This window comes from Saccharopolyspora sp. NPDC050642, from assembly GCF_040654735.1.
Lineage (GTDB): Bacteria > Actinomycetota > Actinomycetes > Mycobacteriales > Pseudonocardiaceae > Saccharopolyspora > Saccharopolyspora elongata.
The window spans coordinates 257,942-278,134 of sequence record NZ_JBFAIN010000006.1 but is presented as its reverse complement, the minus strand read 5'-3'; the positions used below and the strand labels follow the sequence as shown (position 1 = coordinate 278,134).

General features: G+C 71.1%; 18 protein-coding genes and 1 riboswitch. Of the genes, 6 read left to right on the top strand and 12 right to left on the bottom strand.

Features of this window, described 5'->3' with window-relative positions; all coding sequences use genetic code 11:
• Nucleotides 1-497, bottom strand: a 497-nt coding sequence (locus tag AB0H93_RS13245) for a tetratricopeptide repeat protein (RefSeq protein WP_358571851.1), incomplete at its 3' end; no start/stop codon positions are given.
• A 998-nt stretch (nucleotides 498-1,495) separates the two neighbouring features.
• Between AB0H93_RS13245 and AB0H93_RS13240 the strand changes: the two genes are divergently transcribed.
• A complete protein-coding gene (locus AB0H93_RS13240) occupies nucleotides 1,496-3,319 on the top strand; it encodes an alpha-L-fucosidase (RefSeq protein WP_358571849.1) in 1,824 nt (607 codons plus the stop codon).
• Nucleotides 3,319-5,052, top strand: coding sequence for a hypothetical protein (locus AB0H93_RS13235; RefSeq protein ID WP_358571847.1), 1,734 nt, complete (start codon nucleotides 3,319-3,321; stop codon nucleotides 5,050-5,052). The genes AB0H93_RS13240 and AB0H93_RS13235 overlap by 1 nt, the downstream gene beginning before the upstream one ends.
• Before the next feature lie 13 nt (nucleotides 5,053-5,065).
• On the opposite strand, the gene AB0H93_RS13230 is transcribed toward AB0H93_RS13235, so the two are convergent.
• The 7 genes from AB0H93_RS13230 to AB0H93_RS13200 all read right to left on the bottom strand — a co-directional run bounded on the left by AB0H93_RS13230 (nucleotide 5,066) and on the right by AB0H93_RS13200 (nucleotide 10,304).
• On the bottom strand, nucleotides 5,066-5,614 hold the full coding sequence (locus tag AB0H93_RS13230; protein ID WP_358571845.1) for a GNAT family protein: 549 nt from the start codon (nucleotides 5,612-5,614) through the stop codon (nucleotides 5,066-5,068).
• Between the two features lie 32 nt (nucleotides 5,615-5,646).
• Entirely contained in the window at nucleotides 5,647-6,513 is an 867-nt protein-coding gene (locus AB0H93_RS13225) for a GDSL-type esterase/lipase family protein (protein WP_358571843.1), read from the bottom strand.
• Nucleotides 6,514-6,595: 82 nt separating this feature from the next.
• Complete coding sequence (locus AB0H93_RS13220) at nucleotides 6,596-6,982, bottom strand: nuclear transport factor 2 family protein (RefSeq protein WP_358571841.1); 387 nt, start codon at nucleotides 6,980-6,982, stop codon at nucleotides 6,596-6,598.
• A gap of 118 nt (nucleotides 6,983-7,100) precedes the next feature.
• On the bottom strand, nucleotides 7,101-8,249 hold the full coding sequence (larC, locus tag AB0H93_RS13215; protein WP_358571839.1) for a nickel pincer cofactor biosynthesis protein LarC: 1,149 nt from the start codon (nucleotides 8,247-8,249) through the stop codon (nucleotides 7,101-7,103).
• Nucleotides 8,246-8,914, bottom strand: coding sequence for a nickel pincer cofactor biosynthesis protein LarB (gene larB, locus AB0H93_RS13210; RefSeq protein ID WP_358571837.1), 669 nt, complete (start codon nucleotides 8,912-8,914; stop codon nucleotides 8,246-8,248). Before larB ends, larC begins: the two co-directional genes overlap by 4 nt.
• Nucleotides 8,911-9,735 (bottom strand): ATP-dependent sacrificial sulfur transferase LarE, encoded by an 825-nt coding sequence (gene larE, locus AB0H93_RS13205; protein ID WP_358571834.1) that lies wholly within the window; start codon nucleotides 9,733-9,735, stop codon nucleotides 8,911-8,913. The genes larB and larE overlap by 4 nt, the downstream gene beginning before the upstream one ends.
• Nucleotides 9,736-9,920: 185 nt before the next feature.
• Entirely contained in the window at nucleotides 9,921-10,304 is a 384-nt protein-coding gene (locus tag AB0H93_RS13200) for a VOC family protein (RefSeq protein WP_358571832.1), read from the bottom strand.
• A gap of 174 nt (nucleotides 10,305-10,478) precedes the next feature.
• On the opposite strand from AB0H93_RS13200, the gene AB0H93_RS13195 reads away from it, so the two are divergent.
• On the top strand, nucleotides 10,479-11,414 hold the full coding sequence (locus tag AB0H93_RS13195) for a helicase HerA-like domain-containing protein (protein ID WP_358571830.1): 936 nt from the start codon (nucleotides 10,479-10,481) through the stop codon (nucleotides 11,412-11,414).
• 43 nt (nucleotides 11,415-11,457) lie between these two features.
• Nucleotides 11,458-11,570, top strand: a riboswitch (TPP riboswitch).
• A complete protein-coding gene (locus AB0H93_RS13190) occupies nucleotides 11,561-12,886 on the top strand; it encodes a cytosine permease (RefSeq protein WP_358571828.1) in 1,326 nt (441 codons plus the stop codon). Its footprint overlaps the riboswitch before it by 10 nt.
• A gap of 8 nt (nucleotides 12,887-12,894) precedes the next feature.
• Here AB0H93_RS13190 and AB0H93_RS13185 read toward each other — a convergent pair whose 3' ends face one another.
• Nucleotides 12,895-13,743, bottom strand: coding sequence for a helix-turn-helix transcriptional regulator (locus tag AB0H93_RS13185; protein WP_358571827.1), 849 nt, complete (start codon nucleotides 13,741-13,743; stop codon nucleotides 12,895-12,897).
• A 128-nt stretch (nucleotides 13,744-13,871) separates the two neighbouring features.
• On the opposite strand from AB0H93_RS13185, the gene AB0H93_RS13180 reads away from it, so the two are divergent.
• Nucleotides 13,872-14,768, top strand: a complete 897-nt coding sequence (locus tag AB0H93_RS13180; RefSeq protein ID WP_358571825.1) for an MBL fold metallo-hydrolase — start codon at nucleotides 13,872-13,874, stop codon at nucleotides 14,766-14,768.
• 20 nt (nucleotides 14,769-14,788) lie between these two features.
• A complete protein-coding gene (locus tag AB0H93_RS13175; RefSeq protein ID WP_358571823.1) occupies nucleotides 14,789-16,204 on the top strand; it encodes a carboxylesterase family protein in 1,416 nt (471 codons plus the stop codon).
• A 149-nt stretch (nucleotides 16,205-16,353) separates the two neighbouring features.
• Here AB0H93_RS13175 and ispH read toward each other — a convergent pair whose 3' ends face one another.
• From ispH to AB0H93_RS13160, 3 genes are all read right to left on the bottom strand, one after another.
• Complete coding sequence (gene ispH, locus AB0H93_RS13170) at nucleotides 16,354-17,280, bottom strand: 4-hydroxy-3-methylbut-2-enyl diphosphate reductase (RefSeq protein ID WP_358571821.1); 927 nt, start codon at nucleotides 17,278-17,280, stop codon at nucleotides 16,354-16,356.
• A gap of 275 nt (nucleotides 17,281-17,555) precedes the next feature.
• Nucleotides 17,556-18,599, bottom strand: coding sequence for a family 2 encapsulin nanocompartment cargo protein polyprenyl transferase (locus AB0H93_RS13165; RefSeq protein ID WP_358571819.1), 1,044 nt, complete (start codon nucleotides 18,597-18,599; stop codon nucleotides 17,556-17,558).
• Nucleotides 18,600-18,766: 167 nt separating this feature from the next.
• The gene (locus AB0H93_RS13160; protein ID WP_358571817.1) at nucleotides 18,767-20,164 is read right to left on the bottom strand and encodes a family 2B encapsulin nanocompartment shell protein; all 1,398 of its coding nucleotides are present in this window, start codon (nucleotides 20,162-20,164) and stop codon (nucleotides 18,767-18,769) included.
• Nucleotides 20,165-20,193: the final 29 nt, after the last annotated feature.

Here is a 20,193-nt window from a genome sequence, read left to right as displayed (position 1 = left end):
AGTACTGCTGCCAGATTGCTCAACGCCTGCAAAGTGTCTGGGTGGTCGGGGCCAAGTGTCGTGCGTCGCGAGTCAGCGATCTTGCGCCACAAGTCCCGAGCTTCCGCCAGCTCACCTTGACCCTGGAGTACTGCTGCCAGATTGCTCAACGCCTGCAAAGTGTCTGGGTGGTCGGGGCCAAGTGTCGTGCGTCGCGAGTCAGCGATCTTGCGCCACAAGTCTCGAGCTTCCGCCAGCTCACCCTGACCCTGGAAATAAACCCCCGACGTGAAATTTTCGTCCACATAGACGACATCAAGCGAGGCTAGCTTAGCCTCTACCACGCTAAGGCGTTGCGGTGTGCTCTCTTTGGGTTCGTCGCCAGAACTCGTCCCGAACGGTAGCGCTGCGATTCGACGAACGATCTCAGGTGTAGTGCGTCCCAACTTCTTGTCAAGAACGATGCGAAGCTGTGCTGCGGCTATGTGCTCATCTGTCATGTTCTGCAGAGGGTCCACGGCCTAGCTCGCCTCCTCTTCACGCCTACTTAGATCGTGCAGCAGGCCGTCCAGTACCCGAGCTTGGAACACATCCAGAAGCTGGTAATCATCCTCCTGTGCAAGCTCAGAGCGGGCAAGCTTCGTCAGCATGGCCAGTCCAGCGGCACGCTTACGAGGGGACTCATCCAACGCGTATTCGGCGGCTAGTGTGAACCGCCGCCACCACTCTTCACGGCGGGCAGCAAGTTCTCGTTGCTCCGTAGCACGATCATTTCCACGAACCGTATGTCGAACACCAATGTAGGCCCCACAGGCAGTTATCAACCCGACAAGTAGGGAACTCCCGACTTGCCACCATGTGACCACTGCCATGCCCCCGATCGTGCGCTACGTCGACGGAAAGTGATCGTACAGTTTGGGTCGCATGCAGGGGCATGGTCACCTGCAAAGGCATCTGGGGCGCTCGCCGCCCCCCCCAGGCCCCCGGCAGGTCTCCGGGAAGCGTGGGGTGGAACAGCTGCGGTTCGCTCGCGGCTTGTCCTCTTCCCGCCGACCTCCACAAGGGCTATCAGACAGCGTCAAGGGGCAGACCCCGCCAGCCGTAGGGTGCCCCTTGACACTGTCTGATCGGGCTGCGCCAAGTCGGCGGGAAGAGGACACAGCCCCTCCCTTGTAGGTGGAGACCACCAGCCCGCCGACAGGCTCGCTCAGACGGCAGACCAGCAAAACCGCTGCATAACGGTAGAGCAACAAAAGGCCAGTCTCTATAGCGCTCCGAAGTGCTCACGAGACCTGAGCTGTGCGAACGCCTTTGCTGATCCACAATGGACTTTTGCTGTTCATGTCCGTGAACGGCTGCGCCGTGCGCAGCAGCGGCGCTGCGCGGAATTGCCGAACCTGGCGGGGTTTTCCGCTCTCCGAGTCGATCGCGTCGCCCGATGGGCGTCTTGTCCGCGTGTTCGGGCGTTTGTTTCACTGCTCGCGGATCACCGGATCGCCTCGACGGGGAGGGCTTCATGCCGGGAACTTCCGCGCGTTCCGCCAGAACGGCCGCGATCGGCCTGCTCGCCGCGGTCCTGCTCGCCGGGTCGGCCGTGCCGGGAAACGCCGAACCGGCTCCGGCGGATCCGGGCACGAACTACGCGATCGACGATCCCTTCACGTCGGAGCGGACGCAGTGGTGGCGCGACAGCCGGTTCGGGATGTTCATCCACTTCGGCGGCTACTCGCAGCTGGAGGGCGAGTACCGGCGGCCCGACGGCAGCGTGTGCCGGAACGCGGAGTGGATCCAGCGCGAATGCGCGATCCCGCGGGAGGAGTACGAGGGCCTGGTCGCCGGGTTCGACCCGGCCGGGTTCGACGCCGACGCGATCGCCCGCACCGCCGCCGAGGCCGGGCAGCGCTACCTGGTCATCACGGCCAAGCACCACGAGGGCTACGCCATGTGGCCGACGAAGGTCAACCGGTGGAACCTGCGGGACCACTCGTCGTTCGACTCCAGCCGCGACATCCTCGCCGAGCTCAAGCGGGCGACCGACAAGTACGGCATCCGGCTGGGCTTCTACTACTCGATCTGGGACTGGCACGACCCGGACGCCTCGAACCCCGACACCTTCGACCGCTACCAGGAGCGGATGCGCGAACAGCTGCGAGAACTCGTCTCGGGCTACGACCCGGCCCTGCTGTGGTTCGACGGCGAGTGGAGCACCGACAACCCGCCCAACCCGTGGACCGCGCAGGACGGCGAGCGCCTGGAGTCCTTCGTGCGCGGCCTGGACCCGGAGCTGATCGTCAACAACCGGGTCGGCAAGCGGCGGGTCACCGACGGCGACACCGGAACGCCCGAGCAGGAGATCCCGAGCGAGCCCGTCGCCGGGCAGCTGTGGGAGACCTGCATGACGATCAACGGGCACTGGGGCTACGCGAAGTGGGACCACGACTGGAAGTCCTCGGCCGACCTGGTCCGCAACCTCACCACCACCGCGGGCCGGGCCGGCAACTACCTGCTCAACGTCGGCCCCGACGCGCGCGGCCGGGTACCGGCGGAATCGGTGAGCCGCCTGCGCGACATGGGCGAGTGGCTGCGCCGCGACGGCCAAGGCACCGCGGTGCTGTCGGCGGGCGCGCCGGGCATCGTCGAGCAGCCGGGCTGGGGGACGGTGAGCCGCCGCGACGGGAAGCTCTACGCGTCGGTGTACGACTGGCCCGGCAGCGGGGGTTCGCTGACGCTGCAAGCGAAATCCGCGTTCGACGTCACGGCCGCCCGGGTGCTGGGCAGCGACCAGCGGGTCGACGTCGAGCGCACCGGCGACGCGGTGACGATCCGCCCCTCCGGCGGGCCGGCGAACGACCTCGCCACCGTCGTCGAACTGGACGTCGCGACGCCGAGCCCGGCGCCCGAAGGTGACGGGACCGGGCTGACCGCGCGCTTCTGGGCGCACCGCGACTCGCCGGGCGAACCGGACGTGACCCGCGTCGACCCGGGTGTGAACTACGACTGGAAGTACACCGGTTCACCGGATCCCGCGATCCTGCCCGCAGGCTACTCGGCCCGCTGGACCGGCACGCTCGAACCGCGCTTCACCGAGACGTACACGCTGCGCACGGTCTCGTCCAACGCCGTCCGGCTGTGGATCGACGACCGGCTGGTGATCGACAACTGGTCGGAGCACGGCCCGGCGGTGGACGACGCGGCCGTCCCGTTCGAAGCCGGTCGCCGGTACGCGATCCGGATGGAGATGAAGAAGGAGACCGACGAAGGCGTCGCGAAGCTGCTGTGGACCAGCCCGAACACGCCGCAGCAGATCATCCCGGCCGCTCAGCTCCACCCGGAGCGATGATGCCGCTGACCAGGCGTGGCGCGCTGCTCGCCGGCGGGCTCGTGGCGGCAGGCGCGGCGTTGCCCGGCGGCATGGCGCAAGCGCGCGACTCGCGGCGCCTGGACTGGCTCATGGACATGGTCCACTCGAACCCGGGCGAACCACCGACGCGCAGCGCCTACAACGACCCGCGAACGTTGGCCTCGCACGGTCACAACGCGCAGGTGGTCAACGAGTTCCGGCCGCCGCACACCGCCGTCACCTTCGACGGTTTCGACGAGCGGATCTTCCCGCCGGGCTCGGACGCCAGGGCGTGGGTCGAGTGGAACGCCGCGACCATCGACGAGCGCATCCGGCAGATCCACCGCGCGGGCCTGCGGGCGCTGTACTTCACCGACATCATCGTGCTGCCGAAGCGCCTGGTGGAGCTCCACGCCGGGGAGATCCTCGACGGAGACGGGCGGATCTCCCTGGACCGCCCGCTGACCGGGCAGATCCACCGGATCATGCTGGCCGAGGTCTTCGACCGGTTCCCGGGTCTGGACGGGCTGGTGGTGCGGACCGGCGAGACGTACCTGTCGAACACGCCGCACCACACCGGCAACAACCCGATCACCCGCGGCGCCGAGAGCCACCTGCTGCTGCTCGACATCCTCCGCGAGGAGGTCTGCGCCAAGCGCGGCAAGCTGCTGTTCTACCGCACGTGGTCGTTCGACGGCTTCCACACCGATCCGGCGTACTACCTGAGCGTCACCGACCGCGTCGCGCCGCACCCGAACCTGATCTTCTCCGTCAAGCACACCCAGGGCGACTACTGGCGCACGAGGGCGTTCAACCCGACGCTCGCCATCGGCAGGCACCCGCAGGTCGTGGAGGTGCAGTGCCAGCGGGAGTACGAGGGCAAGGGCGCGCATCCGAACTACATCGGCGACGGCGTGCTCAACGGGTTCGAGGAGAACGCCGGCGCGACCGGGCCCAACGGGCTCGCCGACATCCGGGACCACCCGAACCTGCGCGGGATCTGGACGTGGTCGCGCGGCGGCGGCTGGCGCGGGCCGTACATCGAGCACGAGCTCTGGTGCGACCTCAACTTCGCGGTGGTGAGCCGGTGGGCGCGCGACACCGGGCGCGCCGAGCGTTCGATCTTCGACGAATACGGGCGACGGCTAGGTCTGTCCGCAGTGGACAGAGGTCGTTTCCGGTGGCTCGCGCTGGCTTCGGCCGCCGGAGTGCTGCGCGGGCACTACAGCACCGTGTTCGAGCTGGGCCGGACGACGTGGCTGCGGGACCAGTTCCTGGGCGGCTCGGACAAGGACCTCACCGCGGACTTCCAGCGCGTGCTCGACGCCGGGCTGGTCGACGCGGCCTTGGCGGAGAAGGCGGCCGCGGTGGCGATCTGGGCCCGCATCGACGAGCTGGCCGCCCAGATCCGGCCCCCGGATCCGGAAACTCGTGAGTACCTGCGGGTTTCGAGCAGGTACGGGCTGCTGCTGCACCGGGTGATGCGCCACGGCTGGGGCGCGATGCTGCGCGGCTTCGCCGGCGACCGGACCGGCAGCTACGACACGGCGGCCATCCGCGCGCACATCGCCGGGTACGACCGGGCCTGGTCGGAGTTCCGGCGCCTCGCCGACGAGAACCCCTCGTGCGCTTCGCTGTACGTCCCGCAGTCGTTCGGGCCGCGGAACCCGGACGGCACCTACGACGCCGATCCGGATCACGGCATGCGCCAATCCGTCGACCGCTACCGGTGACGGGGCGCGGGAGCTACGACCGGGAGCGCCAGTCGGAGGCGAGCAGGGACCAGACCTCGACGTCGCGGCGGCGGCCCTGGTACAGGAAGGATTCGCGCAGCACGCCGTCGAGGGTCATGCCCAGGCGCTGTGCCGTCGCCTTGCTCCGGTGGTTGTCCGCGTCGTTCCGCCACTCGACGCGGCTCATGCCGCGCACGCCGATGGCCCAGCCGATCAGGTGCGTCGCGGCCCGCGTGATCAGGCCCCGGCCCTGCGCCTCCGGCGCGAGCCACACGCCGAGCTCGCAGACGCCCGAAGGCACGTCGAAGATCCGGAACAGGATCCCGCCGACGAGGTCGCCGCGCAGCCGGATCCCGTAGATGCGCCCCTCGTCGGCGGCCTGCCGGTCGGCGTAGCTCTGCAGGTAGGCCCGGGCCGACGCTTCGTCGGTGACGATCTCCGTCCACGGCATCCACGGGGCCAGGTGGTCGCGGTAGCGCTCGGCGTGGGCGGCGAACTCGGCGGCCTGCCAGGGCTCGAGCGGCGTCAGCGCGGCGTCTTCGGTGAGAGGATGGCTGAACATGCGTCTCCGTTCAGAGATCGGTCGAACGCATCCTAGTCCGGCGCGGCGATTTTCCTGAGCGGCTTTTCTGGATTCGCGTCGCGTTCGGAGTCCTCAATGGACGGAATGGGGCGGCGGGGTGCCAGTGCGGCGCGCAGGAGGGTCTTCAGGGAGTACCGGAGGAGGTCGTGGCCACGGCCGAACAGCCACGGGACGCCCTTGGCGAGCAGCCACCGCAGGTGGTCGAGCCCGCTGACCCGCGCGCCGCCGGAGCACTCCAGCGACACCGCGCCCGGCACGGCCAGCCCGGCCGCGGCGAACCGGTCGGCGAAGGCGGCGGCGAGCATCCGGTGCCCGAGCTCGGAGGGGTGCAGCCGGTCCACGCTCCACGTCGCCGGGTGGTAGGCGCCCGGCAGCCGGTCCAGGTCCACGACGCCGGCGGCGTGTTCGGCGGCGACGGCGTCCAAGATCTGGTTGAGTGCGTCGATCCGCCTGGCCAGCGCCTTGCGCAGCGGCCCGGGGAGCCGGAAGACCCGGCCGTGGTCGTGGTAGCGGATCGTCACGACGACCGCGCCCGCGGCGGCGAGCGCGCGCACGACGTCGTTCAGCTGCCGCCGCAGGCGGCCCGCGTCGAAGTCGGAGCGCATGGTGTCGTTCATGCCGACCATCACCACGGCGGCATCCGGCGCGGCCCGCAGCGCGGCGGGCAGCTGGGCGTCGTGCACGGCCGCGATGCGCGCGCCGCTCGCCCCCACGTTCGCCAGCTCCGCGGCGCCGAGCGCCTCGGCGAGCAGCGGGGCGAATCCGCGCCAGCCGCCGGCCACCGGGTCGCCCATGCCCACGGCGACCGAATCGCCGAGCACCGCGAGGGTCCGTGTTCTCCGCGGGCCGCGCGGGCCCGCCGTGATCGCGTCCTGCACGTGATCATCGTGATGGCCGTGCTTCCTGCGGCGGTGAGGCGGCGGTGACCATCCGGCGACCGCTGGGCGAAGAATCGGCGCGTCAGCCGGGCGCGGCGCGGTAGTCCTTGTCGGGCCAGAACGGCCACTCCTCGAACGCCCGGCACGTCCCGTCCGGGGCGAACCGGATGACCCACAGGTCCCGGTACTCCTGCGGCACGGAACCGCCGTAGCGGACCTCGACCCGGACGACGGCGGTGTCGCCTTCGAGCGCCACGGGGCTGCTCGTCAGCTGGAACTCCTCATCGGGCCCGACCCGCTCGGCCTCCCACATCCGCCCGATGGCGGCGAGCCCGACGACGGGTTCGAGGTACGGGGCCTGCCGATAGCTCGCATCCGGGGAGAAGATCTCAGCGAGCGCGTCGACCCCGGGGGCGCGCCAGGCCCGCTCGTACCCGGCGACCCACGCACGCACCTGCTCCCAGTCCATGACCTGGGAGTTTGGCACTGACGGGGCCCTCGCGCAGCAGCCCAACTCCCGTGTGTACTTGGTGTCGCTATGGCAACAAGAAGTAGGCACGGCTCCTGACCAGCGGGAACGGTGCCGTTCAGGCGTCTCGCCGCTGGGCCGCGAGGGCTTCGGCCGCGATGGTTCGGAGGGGGCGGCCCAGGGCCGCTGCTGCCGCGGCGACGTCGTCGTGCTCCGGTTTCGCGTGGTGGGGGCCGTGCTTGATGCGGATCTGGTGGCCTTGCACCGTGACCGTCGTGGTCCGGCGGGGCAGGGCTCGGCGGTCCACCGCGTGGCGGCGGATCCCGAGACTGCCGGTTTCCGCCAGCACCAGATCGGACAGCCCGGATTCCAGCTCCGGGCGGCACAGCACGTGCAGCACCTGGGCCGGGCGGGACTTCTTCATCGTCGCCGGCGTCGTCCAGGCGTCCGCCGCGCCGCGCTCCAGCGCGCGGTTGATCACGTGCCCCAGCACCTCGCCGGTCACATCGTCCACATTGCACTCCAGGACCACCATCGGCTCGGCCGGTTCGGCGCCCAGCGGCACCCCGAGCGTCGCCGAAAGCACGTTGGGGCGCTGGGGGAACCGGCGCGTGCCCGCGCCGTAGGCGGTGTCCTGCACAGTCATGGCCGGGGGAGGGGTGAAGCGGGTGCCGATCGCCTGCAGCAGGGCCGCACCGGTCGGCGTGACCGTCTCGCCCGGCAGGTCGGTGCCGACGACGGCCGCGCCGCGCAGCAGCCGCAGGGTCGCCGGGGCGGGCGCCGGGAGCACGCCGTGGCTGCACCGCACCGTTCCGCTGCCGAGCGCCAGCGGCGCGGAATGCACGGCCGTGATGCCCAGGGCGTGCAGCGCGGCGGCCACGCCGACGGTGTCCACCACGGTGTCCAGCCCGCCGATCTCGTGCAGGTGCACGTCGTCCGGGTGCTCGCCGTGCAGAGCGCCTTCCACCTCGGCGATCGCCGTGATCGCCGCGGCGGCCAGCTCCGCCACGGGTTCGGGCCGGGCCTGCCGGACTCGCGCGATCAGCTCCGAGGCGTGCCGTTCGGTGCTGGTGTCGTCGACGTCCACCACCGCTTTCGTCGCCGCGATGCCGTTGACCTGCACCTGCTCGGTGGACAGCCGCCAGCCCGGAAGCCCGGTCGACTCCACGGCCGCGCGCACCCGGTCCAGCGGTGCGCCGAGGCCGAGCAGCGCGCCGAGCAGCATGTCCCCGGAGACGCCGGTGACGGGGTTGAGCCAGAGGATCATCGCGGTTTCGCCACCACCTGGGCCAGCCGGTGCGCGGCCATCGCGGCGCCGAACCCGGAATCGATGTTGACCACGGTCAGGCCCGCCGCGCAGGACGTCAGCATGGCCAGCAGCGCCGTCACGCCCTCCAGGGCCGCGCCGTAACCGGTGGACGTCGGCACCGCGATCACCGGGCAGGCCACCAGCCCGCCGACGGCGCTGGCCAGCGCGCCCTCCATGCCCGCCACCACGATCACCGCGTCGGCCCGGTCGAGCTCGTCGCGGGCCGCCAGCAGCCGGTGGATCCCGGCCACCCCGACGTCGCGGACCACCTCGGTGGACAGGCCGATCGCGGCCGCCACCGCCTCGGCTTCGGCGGCCACCGGCCAGTCCGAGGTGCCCGCGGTGGCGATGCAGACCCGGAACGCCCCGGCCGCCGCCGGCCGCCACACCAGCAGCCGCGCGGTCTCGTGGTAAGTGCCGCCGGGCACCGCGATCGCCGCGGCGACGTCGGCCTCGACGCGGGTCACCAGCACCGGGCCGGTGCCCCGGGCGAGGAGTTCGGCGACGATGCCGGCGATCTCCGCGGGCTGCTTGCCGGGCGCGTAGACGACCTCGGGGAGGCCTTGCCGGGATTCCCGGTCGGTGTCGACCCGCGCGTACCCGAGATCGGTGAACCCGGTCATGACGCGGTCCGGGCGGGCAGCAGCGGCAGCAGCACGTTCATCCGTCCACTTCGGAATCCGGCCAGATCCAGCGCGCAGAATTCGAAACCGGCCTCGCGCACCGCGCGGTCCAGCTCTTCGCGCCGCGCCGCGGCCCGGTCGATGTCGGCCGCCGGAACCTCCAGCCGGGCCACCGTGCCCTGGCCGTGCGCCCGCACGCGGCACACCTCGAAGCCGAGGCGGTGGATCGCCGCCTCCGCCTCCTCGATGCGGCCGAGCACCTCGGGCGTCACCGGGTCGCCGTAGGCGACGCGCGAGGCCAGGCACGCCGCCGCCGGCTTGTCCGCAGTGGACAGTCCGAGTTCCCGGCTGGCCCGCCGGACCGCTTCCTTGCTGAGCCCGGCGTCCACCATCGGCGCGATGACGCCGCGCTGCGCGGCGGCCTGCTGGCCGGGCCGGTGGTCGCCGAGGTCGTCCAGGTTGGTGCCCAGCGCGATGCCGGCGCCCATGGCGGCCGCCAGCGGCTCCAGCGCGTCGAACAGCGCGGACTTGCAGTGGTAGCAGCGGTTTCCGTCGTTCGCGGCGTACTCGGGGCGGTCGGCTTCGTCGGTGCAGACCTCGATGTGCGCGAAGCCACGGCTGCGCGCGAACTCCTTGGCCTGCCGACGTTCGGCGGCGGCGAGGCTGGGTGAGACGGCGGTGACCGCGAGCATCCGCGAACCGAGCACCTCGTGCGCCACGGCCGCCAGCAGCGCCGAGTCAACGCCGCCGGAGAACGCCACCACGAGGGCCTCCTCCGCGCCGATCCGTTGCCGGAGACGATCGAGTTCGGGCACGCTCACGGTGGCTCCTTTCCTCCGCCTTCGACCGCCCGGCGACGGGAACGCCACGGTCCCGGACAGGTGGTCTGACCACACTCTAACCGGATTCGGCGGAAGATCCCATCCCCCTGGAGCACGCGCGCGCGAGCGCGCTGGGCGGCTGCCGCGGCCCAACGCGCTCTCCGTGCCTGACCAGGGGGAATCTGCTACCGGCCGCTGCCGTAGGGCTTGGTGAGGATCTCCAGGGCGTGGCCGTCGGGGTCGTCGAAGTAGACGCCGCGACCGCCGTCCCGGGTGTTGATCTCACCCGCCTCCTGGTGCGCCGGGTCGGCCCAGTACGGCAGCTCCTGCGCCTTGATCCGCCCGAAGATCTCGTCGAACTCCTCGTCGCTGACCAGGAACGCGTAGTGCTGCGGGACGATCTTCTCGTCGGTCTCCAGGTAGTCCAGCGTGACGTCGTTGCTCGTCTGGACGCACATGAACGGGCCGAACGGTTCCGGGTCCGGGAGGCCGAGCAGGTCGGCCACGAACCGCGCGTGGGCGACCTTGTCGGACGTGGCGACGATGGTGTGGTTGAGCTGGACGGGCATGGTGTTCTCTCTTTCCTCGTCGTGTTCCGATGTTCCCGAGGCTAGGAGTTGCACCAAGGTCGAGGTCAATACCGACCCTGGCCAGTATCGCTCGTCCGGGTGGCGCGTCGCCCTGGCGGGTACCCGGCGGCATAGCGTCGAGCGGGCGGGAACCGGCGAGGAGCGGAGGGCGCGGTGGCGGGCAACGCGGCACAGGAGATCGCTTCGGGCTACGCGACCGAAGGCGCGGCGGTCGAGCTCGGCGCGGTGGTCGTCGACGGCTCGGTCGATGCCGCTGCCGCCGTGCGGATCCCGCTGGCGACGATGAACCGGCACGGCCTGGTGGCGGGCGCGACCGGCACGGGCAAGACGAAGACGCTGCAGCTGCTGGCCGAACAACTGTCCGACGCGGGCGTGCCGGTGCTGCTCGCCGACGTCAAGGGCGACCTCTCCGGCCTGTCCGCTCCCGGGGAGGGCGGGGGCAAGGTGGCGGCCCGCGCCGCCGAGGTCGGCGACGACTGGCGGCCCGCGGCGTTCCCCGTGCAGTTCCTGTCGCTGGGCACCGACGGCCGGGGCGTGCCGATCCGCGCGACCGTGACCGGCTTCGGGCCGCTGCTGCTGGCGAAGGTGCTCGGCCTGAACGCGACGCAGGAGTCGACGCTGGGCCTGATCTTCCACTGGGCAGACGAGCGCGGGCTGGCGCTGCTGGACATCAAGGACCTGCGCTCGGTGATCCAGTACCTGACCAGCGACGAGGGGAAGGCCGAGCTCAAGGGCATCGGCGGGGCCTCGGCCGCGAGCGCGGGCGTGATCCTGCGGGCGCTGTCCAATTTGGAGGCCCGGGGCGGGGACGAGTTCTTCGGCGAACCGGAGCTGGCGGTCGCCGACCTGCTCCGGCATGGGAAGTACGAGCAGACCGTAGATCGGGAATCCGCATACGAACTCCTGGCGAAGAAGATCGCCGCCGCGCCCGAGATGCTGGAAAAGCCTGAAGTGCCGGAAAAGTCGGAAGCGTCGGGGTTCCTGGAGAAGGCGATGGGCAATCCCGCGGTGCGGTCGTTCTTCCGCTCCGCGGCGAGCGCGCTGGGGCGGGAGATCACCCGCGGCTTGTTCGGCAACCGCCGCCGGTGACCCGGCTGGCATCGGTCACCTGATCGGGGTAGGGTGTCGCCGACTCAATCCACGCGGGAGCTCGGGCGTACCGGGCTGAGAGGGTGGCACCACCGCGCCGCCGACCGCAGAACCTGTCCGGATAATGCCGGCGTAGGGAGCTGTTGATGGCGCTTGACGTCGATCGTGCCGAAGTTCCGCACACCCTGGACGAACCGGCGCCGAAGACGCTCGGCGTGCTCGATCAGGGCGCGTTCTGGGGCAACCTCGGGGTGAGCCTGCTCGGCTTCAGCGGTGCGCTGGCCGTGCTCGCGCCGGCCGGTGTGCCGCAGCTGTCGTTCGCCGCCGCCGTCACCGCGTGCGTGGTGGGCACCGTGATCGGCAGCATCATGGTCGGCCTCGCGGCGGTTCCGGGAGCGCGCACCGGCGCCCCGGCGATGATGCTGCTGCGCGGCCTGTTCGGCACCAAGCTGTCGTACCTGCCGACGGTGCTGAACATCCTGCAGCTGATCGGCTGGGGAACCTTCGAACTCCTGGTGATCGCGCAGGGCGCGGAGGCGTTGTTCGGCGGCGGCCCGCACTGGTTGTACGTGCTGGTGGCCGGTGCGCTGACCACCGTGCTCACGCTGCGCCCGCTCGGCGCGCTGCGCCTGCTGCGCCGCTACGTCAGCATCGCGGTGGCGATCGCCATGGTGTACTTCTTCGTCCAGCTGCTGCGGCAGCCGCTGCCGGACATGAACACCGGTTCCTGGCAGGGCTTCTGGCCCGGCGCGGACGCTGCGCTGGCGGTCGCGGTGTCCTGGATCCCGGTCGCCTCGGACTACTCGCGGCACTCGAAGTCGGTGTCCGGCGCGTTCACCGCCGCGACGGTGGGCTACTCGGTCACCCAGATCGCCTGCTACCTGCTGGGGCTGATCGGGCTGGCGATGGTGGCCGGCGACGCGGACAAGGTGTTCGACCCGATGCTGGCCGTGCCGCTCGGGGTGATCTTCTTCGGCATCCTGGTGCTGCGCGAGGTCGACCAGTCCTTCGCCAACACCTACTCGACCGCGGTCTCCATCCAGAACCTGCGGCCCAGCGCCGACCGCCGGGTGCTGTGCGTGATCATCGGGGCGTTGATCACGCTGCTCGCGCTGACCCTGGACATCGCCGAGTTCTCGAACTTCCTGCTGCTGATCGGCTCGGTGTTCGTGCCGATGTTCGGCGTGCTGGCGGTGGACTACTTCCTGCACGGCCGCCGCCGCAGCTACGACCTGTCCGCGCAGGCCCCGTCCCGCTGGGGCATGCTGCTGGCCTGGTTCCTGGGCTTCGCGGCGTTCCAGCTGATCAACCCGGGCGAACTCGGCTGGTGGAGCCGGCTGTGGACCGGTCTGCGGGACGCGCTCGGCTTCACCGTCCCGGCGTGGATGAGCGCCGCGCTCACGTCGTTCGTCGTGGCCGCCCTGGCGGCCGCGATCATCGGCGCCTTCCGCCGCCGCGGCGCGGAGAGCTGAGACGCGCGCTAATCCCGCGCACGCATCGCGAGCAGCTTGATCGCGTTCTCCGCACCGGAGCCGTCCGCGGTCGTGACCACGACCACGGACTGCTCCGGCGAGCGGGCCGGCACGAGGATCTGCTGCGCGACCGCGAGCGGGCCCACCAGCGGATGGCGCAGCTCGTACTCGTCCGCTTCGCAGGGTTTGACCCGGTGATCGCTCCACAGCGCCGCGAATTCCGGGCTCTTCATGGACAGTTCGCCGACGAGCGAGGCCAGCAGGGCGTCTTCGGGATGCCGCCCCGCGACCTGCCGGAGGTTGCCGACCACGGCGCGCGCCTTGCGCTGCCAGTCCGCGTAGAGGTCGCGGGTGTGCGGGTCGAGGAACAGCATCCGGGCCATGTTCGGCCGGTCCGCCGGGCGTTCCGGAGCGGTTCGGTCGAGGTGCCCGGCCAGCAGTGCGTGGCCCAGCGCGTTCCAGGCCAGCACGTCGGTCCGCCTGCCGAGGACCAGCGCGGGCACGGCCTCGAACGATCGCATCAGGTCGCGGGTCAAGGGGTCGAGCCGTTCCAGCGGCGGGCGGCGCTGTGGTCGGGGACGTCGCGAGGCGAGCTGGTGGAGGTGTTCGCGCTCGTGCTCGTCGAGCCGCAGGGCTCCGGCGAGGGCGTCCAGGATCGCGTCGGAGGCGTTGACCGACTGGCCCTGCTCTAGACGCGTGTAATAGGACACACTCACCCCGGCCAGCTGCGCCAGTTCTTCCCGCCGCAACCCCGCCACGCGTCGCCGCTCGTGGAACTCGGGCAGGCCGACGTCGTCGGGGCGCAGGCGCGCACGCCGTGCCCGGAGGAACTCGCCCAGCAAGCCAGGAACACCCATACCCGCAGTATCCGCCCCGCTCGGCCGGTGAGCCTGACCCTGCCGGGGGTAGGCGAACGCGGGTCTGGCCGGTCGGCGCACCGGGGTCGCACGGTGGACGGAACACCAGCGAACACCCCGGAGGGGACATGCGCGAAATCGTGCTGGGCGATGTCACGATCACCCGGGTCGTGGAGTACTTCGGTCCGGTCGAGATGCCGCCGGACACCTTCTTCCCGGAGAGTCCCGAAGGAGCCTGGAACGCTCCCTGGCTCGCCCCGGACTTCCTCGACCCGCGCACCGGCGACTGCGTGTCGGCCATCCAGACGTGGCTGCTGCGCAGCGAGGGCAGGACGATCCTGGTCGACACCGGCGTCGGCAACCACAAGGAGCGGCCGTACTCGCCGGTGTGGAGCCACCTGAACACCGACTTCCTCGGCAACCTCGCCAGGGCCGGGGTGCGGCCGGAGGACGTGGACCTGGTGATCAACACGCACCTGCACGTGGACCACGTCGGCTGGAACACCTACCTCGACGGCCGCAGCTGGGTGCCGACGTTCCCCAACGCCACCTACCTCATGCCCCGGGCCGACTTCGAGTTCTGGAACCCGGCCAACGGCCACCGGCCGAACCTGGGCCGCGGCAACCAGAACGTCTTCGAGGACAGCGTCGCGCCGGTGCACGAAGCCGGGCTCGCGGTGCTGTGGGAGGACGGCTACCGGATCGACGCGAACCTGCGGCTGGACCTCGCGCCCGGGCACACCCCAGGTTCGTCGGTGGTCACGCTCGAATCCGGCGGCGACCGCGCGCTGTTCGTCGGCGATCTGCTGCACACCGCCCTGCAGTTCGTCGAACCCGACACCAACAGCTGCTTCTGCGAGGACCCGGCCCAGGCCAGGGCCACGCGGCGGCGGCTGCTCGGCTGGGCCGCCGACGCGAACGCGCTGGTGCTGCCCGCGCACCTCGGCGGTCACGGCGGCGCCGAGGTCGTCCGCGAGGGCGACCGGTTCGCCATCGGGGGATGGGCCCCGTTCGCCCGAATCTGACGGAAGAACAGGAGAAACGGGTGTCCGACCCGATCGTCACCACCACCGGGGGCGCCGTCCGCGGCCGCGCCGACGGCAGCGCGCACGTCTTCCTCGGCATCCCCTACGCCGCACCGCCGACCGGCGCCGCCCGGTTCGCCGCGCCGGCGCCGCACGAACCGTGGCGACACGTCCGGGACGCGACGCTGCCCGGGCCGACCGCGCCCCAACCGCGCCGGGACGGCTTCGGGGCGCTCGACATGTCGCCCTACTTCGGGCCCGGCTGGATACCGGGCGAGGACTACCTGACCGCCAGCGTGTGGGCGCCGCCGGACGTCCGGAACAGCCCGGTCATGGTCTTCGTGCACGGCGGCGGGTTCATCACCGGCTCCACCCGCTCGCCTCTGCACGACGGAACGGCTTTCGCCCGCGACGGCGTGGTGCTGGTGGCCCTCAACTACCGGCTGGGCATCCCGGGGTTCCTCGACATCCCCGGCGCGCCGGCCAACCGCGGACTGCTCGACGTCGTGGCTGCGTTGCGCTGGGTGCGGGACAACATCGCCGAATTCGGCGGCGATCCGGGCAATGTCACGCTGTTCGGCCAGTCCGCCGGCGCGACGATCACGAGCGGTGTTCTCGCCAGTCCGGAAGCGGAGGGCCTGTTCCACCGCGCCATCGTGCAGAGCGGCAACGGGCTGGGCGCTTTTTCCCGGGAGCAGGCGGCTCGGGTCACGCACGCCGCAGCGGACGCGCTGGGCATCGAGCCGACCGTCGCGGACTTCGCCCGGGTGCCGGACGAACGGTTCGTAGACGTGCCGCTCGGCGGCCTGGACCTGCGGACCAGCACCCGGTTCGACCCGCTGCTCGGGCTCAGCGCGTTCAGCCTGGTGCTGGACCGCCAGCCCGCCGAAGCAGTGGCCGACGGCGCCGGTGCCGAGGTCGCGCTCATCGTCGGCACGAACACCGAGGAGGGCAACCTCTACCTTGCGCCGCAAGGAAGAATGGCTACCGCGACCGACGATGACGTGCACGACATCGCGGCCCGGGTGCACGCCGACCCGGCCGCGCTGGTGGCGCGGTACCGGGCGCGGCATCCGCGAGCGAGTCAGGGCGAGCTGCGCTCGGTGATCATGGGCGACGCGCTGTTCGGCGCGGGGAGCCGCCGACTCGCCGAGGCGCACGCGGCACACGGGCGGGGCCCGACCTACACCTACGAGTTCGCCTGGCGATCGTCCGCAGTGGACGGATCGCTCGGCGCGGCGCACGCGGTGGAACTGCCGTACGTGTTCGACCGCCTGGACCTTCCCGCACTGCGCGGCCCCCGCGGACTGCTCGGCCCGGCGGAGCCGTCCGAGGCGCTGGCCGAGTGCATGCACGGGGCGTGGGTGCGCTTCGCCCGGACCGGCGATCCCGGCTGGGCGCCGCCGGAAACCCGGCGCTTCACCGGGCAGGAGTGACTTTGGGGGTCCTTTCAGGAAGGCTTCGGGAAAGCTCCGCCCGAAGGCGCCCGGTGCCGGACAGGTTGGCGGTTTCGTGCGAAATCGCCAACCTGCTTCCAGGTGGCCACGTCTCACGCGCGTCCGCATCCTCGTTCTGGAACGGCCCCTCAGCGCAGGGGCGCCGGGAGTTCGAAGTGGACCTTCTCCCGGGTCACCTCGTGCTCGATGACCGTGGCCGGGGCGAGGTGGTCGATGACGTCCTCGACCAGGCCCGGCGGGGCCGAGGCGCCCGCGGTGAGGCCGATCGTGCCGACGCCGGACAGCCAGGCCGGCTGGATGTCGCCGGCGTCGTCGATGAGGTGGGCGGGCGTGCCCTGGCGGCGCGCCAGCTCCACCAGCCGCTGCGAGTTCGAGGAGTTGGCCGAGCCGACCACCAGCACCAGGTCGCACTCCCCGGCGATCGCCGACAGCGCGTCCTGCCGGTTGGTGGTGGCGTAGCAGATGTCCTCCGACGACGGGCCGCGCAGCGCCGGGAAGCGGTCGCGCAGCGCGTCGACGATGCCGGCCGTCTCGTCGACGGCGAGAGTGGTCTGCGTCAGGTACGACACCCGCTTCGGGTTCGGCACCTCGACCTCGGCGACATCCTCGACGGACTCCACCAGGACCGTCTGGCCGGGCGCCTCGCCGAGCGTGCCCTCCACCTCTTCGTGTCCACTGTGGCCGATGAGCAGGAGGGTGTCGCCGCGTCCGGCGAACCGCCGCGCCTCGGCGTGCACCTTCGCCACCAGCGGGCAGGTCGCGTCGATGACCGCCAGGCCGCGCCGGTCCGCTTCCGACCGCACGGCAGGGGAAACGCCGTGCGCGGAGAAGACCACGGTGGCGCCGTCGGGCACCGCGTCGAGCTCGTCGACGAACACCGCGCCGCGGTCCTCCAGGTCGGCGACCACGTGCGTGTTGTGCACGATCTGCTTGCGGACGTAGATCGGGCCGCCGCGGAGCGCGAGCGCCTGTTCCACGATCTCGATGGCGCGGTCGACTCCGGCGCAGAACGAGCGCGGCGCCGCGAGCAGCACCGTGCGCTGTTGACTCGGCATGACTGCACTCCAATGTCGGTCGGCTGAACCCCGGTGCCGGACCGCCGCGCGCCCCGCGGCCGGTTCGGCACCGGGCGTCAGTGTCTGTTTTGAAGCGGCGGTAGCCGCTTGCGGTGCGGGACTCAGCTTGCGCCGCCGCGGGTTCTCAGGGGTCGCCTCGCGAGGACAGCCCCGGCGCCGTGTATTGGACATACATAAGTCGGGGATCCCGGAGTGAGGCGGCCCCTGAGGTTCCGCTACCCGCACCGCTACGCAAATCGCATTGGGCACACTCTCTAGTGGTCGCGGCGGGTTACCAGGTGGGCGAGGGCGTCGAGTTCTTCGGCCGCGCGCGGCGCCGGGTCGCAGCGGCGGAGGTCGCTGAGGGCCGAGGCGAGCAGGTCGTCGGCCTGGTGCTGGCTCCAGGTGCGGCCGCCTGCCAGCGCGATCAGCTCCGCGGCCTGGGCCAGGTCACTGCCGGACAGCGGTTGGTCGCGGAGGTAGATAGCGGCCAGCCGCTGCCCGGCCGGCGTGCCGGAGGTCAGCGCGGAGACCACCGGCAGGGTCTTCTTGCGGGTGCGCAGATCGGAGAACACCGGTTTGCCGGTGATGGCCGGGTCGCCCCAGATGCCGAGCAGGTCGTCGACGTGCTGGAACGCCAGTCCCAGCCGCTCGCCGTAGCTGCGCATCCGGGCGATCTGCTCGGCCGAGCCGCCGCCGAACATCGCGCCCAGCGCGCAGGCGCAGCCCAGCAGCGCCCCGGTCTTGTCCCGGGCCATCCGCTGGCACTCGGCCAGTTCCACGTTGCGCCGGTCCTCGAAGGCGAGGTCCGCGGTCTGGCCGTTGATCAGGTTCAGCACGGCGGTGCTCAACGTCCGCACCGCGGCGGCGGTCTCGGGATGCCGGCACGCGCCCAGCACGTCGGCGGCCAGCGACAGCAGGGCGTCGCCGGCGAGGATGGCCGGGCCGCTGCCGAACACGGTCCACGCCGTCGGACGATGCCGCCTCGTGACGTCGCCGTCCATCACGTCGTCGTGCAGCAGCGAGAAGTTGTGCACCAGCTCCACCGCGACGGCCGCGGGCACCGCAGCCGCGGGATCACCGCCGACGGCGGCGGCCGAGAGCAGCACCATCGTGGGCCGCAGCGCCTTGCCCCGGTCGGCGCGGACCGGGTTGCCGCGCTCGTCCAGCCAACCTAGGTGGTAGCCGGATATCTGCTGCATGCGAGTGGGCAACCGGTCGACCGCGGCCCGCAGGGCGGGCTCGACCATCGTGCGGCTGCGCGTGAGCGCTTCATAAGCCGTACCCGCCCGGTTGGCGTCCTGCTGAATCGTGGCCATCCGACTTCCCTTCGACAAAAAGCGGTAATTCCAGGCTCGCTTTGCGTGGCGGAGTGTGGGGGGAGACCGCAGTTTCAATTGAAACTGCGGTCCAAGAGCACGGTGAGGTGTTCCGGACTCGTTTCGAGCACCGGTCACGAGGTGGTTCGCCGCGTCCGAACGCGGTGTCAGCGGGCGATTTCGACGTTCTCGAGCACGCCGAGGGCGTCGGGGACCAGGACCGCGGCGGAGAAGTAGGCGCTGACCAGGTAGGAGATGATCGCCTGCTCGCTGATGCCCATGAACCGGACGTTGAGCCCGGGCCGGTACTGGTCGGGGATGCCGGTCTGCTGGAGGCCGATGACGCCGTGGTCGTCCTCGCCGGTGCGCAGCGCCAGGATCGAGCTGGTGCCGCGATCGCTGATCGGGATCTTGTCGCTGGGCAGGATCGGCACACCCCGCCAGGCGTGCACCTGGCGGCCCTCCGCCTCGGTGGTCGCCGGGTAGATGCCGCGGCGGCTGCACTCCCGGCCGAAGGCCGCGATGGTCCGCGGGTGGGCCAGGAAGAACCGGGTCTTGCGGCGGCGGGAGAGCAGTTCGTCTAGGTCGTCGGGGGTGGGTGGGCCGGTGCGGGTGTGGATGCGCTGGCGCAGGTCGGCGTTGTGCAGCAGGCCGAAGTCGCGGTTGTTGATCAGCTCGTGCTCCTGCCGTTCCCGCAGGGCCTCGATGGTCAGCCGCAGCTGCTGCTCGGTCTGGTTCATCGGCTGGTTGTAGAGGTCCGCGACGCGGCTGTGCACGCGGAGGATCGCCTGCGCGACGTTGAGTTCGTACTCGCGCGGCGCGAGCTCGTAGTCCACATAGGTCCCGGCGAGGGTCTGCTCACCGGAGTGGCCGGAGGAGAGCTCGATGTCCGCCTCGCCGTGCTTGTTCTGCGCCGGCGCCGGGTTGTCGCGGATGGCTGCGATGTGCGCCCGCAGCCGGTCGAACTGGTTGTTCACCTCCTGCAGGGACTGGGTGTTCAGCGTCAGGGCGATGCACGGGGTGACCGCCTTGTACGTGTGGTGCCACGCGGCCTGGCCCTCGGCCAGCACGTGCGCGCCGAAGAACTCGCCGTCGGCGAGCACGTCCAGCACGGTGTCGTCGCCGTATTCGCCGGTGCCGATCTTGTTGACCTTGCCGTGGGCGATGAGCACGACCTGGTCGGCGGCCTGCCCGGCGGTGGCGATCACCTGGCCCGGCTCGAACTCCTGCTGCACGAACCGGTCGGCCAGCGCACCGAGCACGGAATCGTCGTCGAAACCGCGCAGCAGCGGCAGTTCGCCGAGTTCCTGCGGGATGACCCGCACGTTCGAGCCGGTGTTGGTGAAGGTGATCCGCCCGTCCCCGACGGCGTAGGTCAGCCGGCGGTTGACCCGGTAGGAGCCCGCCGAGATGTCCACCCACGGCAGCATCCGCACCAGCCACCGCGAGGTGGTGCCCTGCATCTGCGGGACGGACTTGGTCGTGGTGGCCAGGTTCCGCGCCGCCGCGGTGCCGAGGCTCTGCGCGGCCTGCTCGACGCCGAGGTCCGGCTCTGTCACGGTCACGATGTCACTTCTCCTTGCGCTGCTCGGCG

Bases quoted from the DNA above. Each gene is read 5' to 3' on its own strand.
- ispH (WP_358571821.1), bottom strand. From the start codon at position 17,280: ATGCCGAGTCAACAGCGCACGGTGCTGCTCGCGGCGCCGCGCTCGTTC.
- AB0H93_RS13230 (WP_358571845.1), bottom strand. From the start codon at position 5,614: ATGTTCAGCCATCCTCTCACCGAAGACGCCGCGCTGACGCCGCTCGAG.
- AB0H93_RS13220 (WP_358571841.1), bottom strand. From the start codon at position 6,982: ATGGACTGGGAGCAGGTGCGTGCGTGGGTCGCCGGGTACGAGCGGGCC.
- AB0H93_RS13165 (WP_358571819.1), bottom strand. From the start codon at position 18,599: ATGGCCACGATTCAGCAGGACGCCAACCGGGCGGGTACGGCTTATGAA.
- AB0H93_RS13185 (WP_358571827.1), bottom strand. From the start codon at position 13,743: ATGGGTGTTCCTGGCTTGCTGGGCGAGTTCCTCCGGGCACGGCGTGCG.
- AB0H93_RS13240 (WP_358571849.1), top strand. From the start codon at position 1,496: ATGCCGGGAACTTCCGCGCGTTCCGCCAGAACGGCCGCGATCGGCCTG.
- AB0H93_RS13200 (WP_358571832.1), bottom strand. From the start codon at position 10,304: ATGCCCGTCCAGCTCAACCACACCATCGTCGCCACGTCCGACAAGGTC.
- larB (WP_358571837.1), bottom strand. From the start codon at position 8,914: ATGACCGGGTTCACCGATCTCGGGTACGCGCGGGTCGACACCGACCGG.
- AB0H93_RS13180 (WP_358571825.1), top strand. From the start codon at position 13,872: ATGCGCGAAATCGTGCTGGGCGATGTCACGATCACCCGGGTCGTGGAG.
- AB0H93_RS13190 (WP_358571828.1), top strand. From the start codon at position 11,561: ATGGCGCTTGACGTCGATCGTGCCGAAGTTCCGCACACCCTGGACGAA.
- larC (WP_358571839.1), bottom strand. From the start codon at position 8,249: ATGATCCTCTGGCTCAACCCCGTCACCGGCGTCTCCGGGGACATGCTG.
- AB0H93_RS13235 (WP_358571847.1), top strand. From the start codon at position 3,319: ATGCCGCTGACCAGGCGTGGCGCGCTGCTCGCCGGCGGGCTCGTGGCG.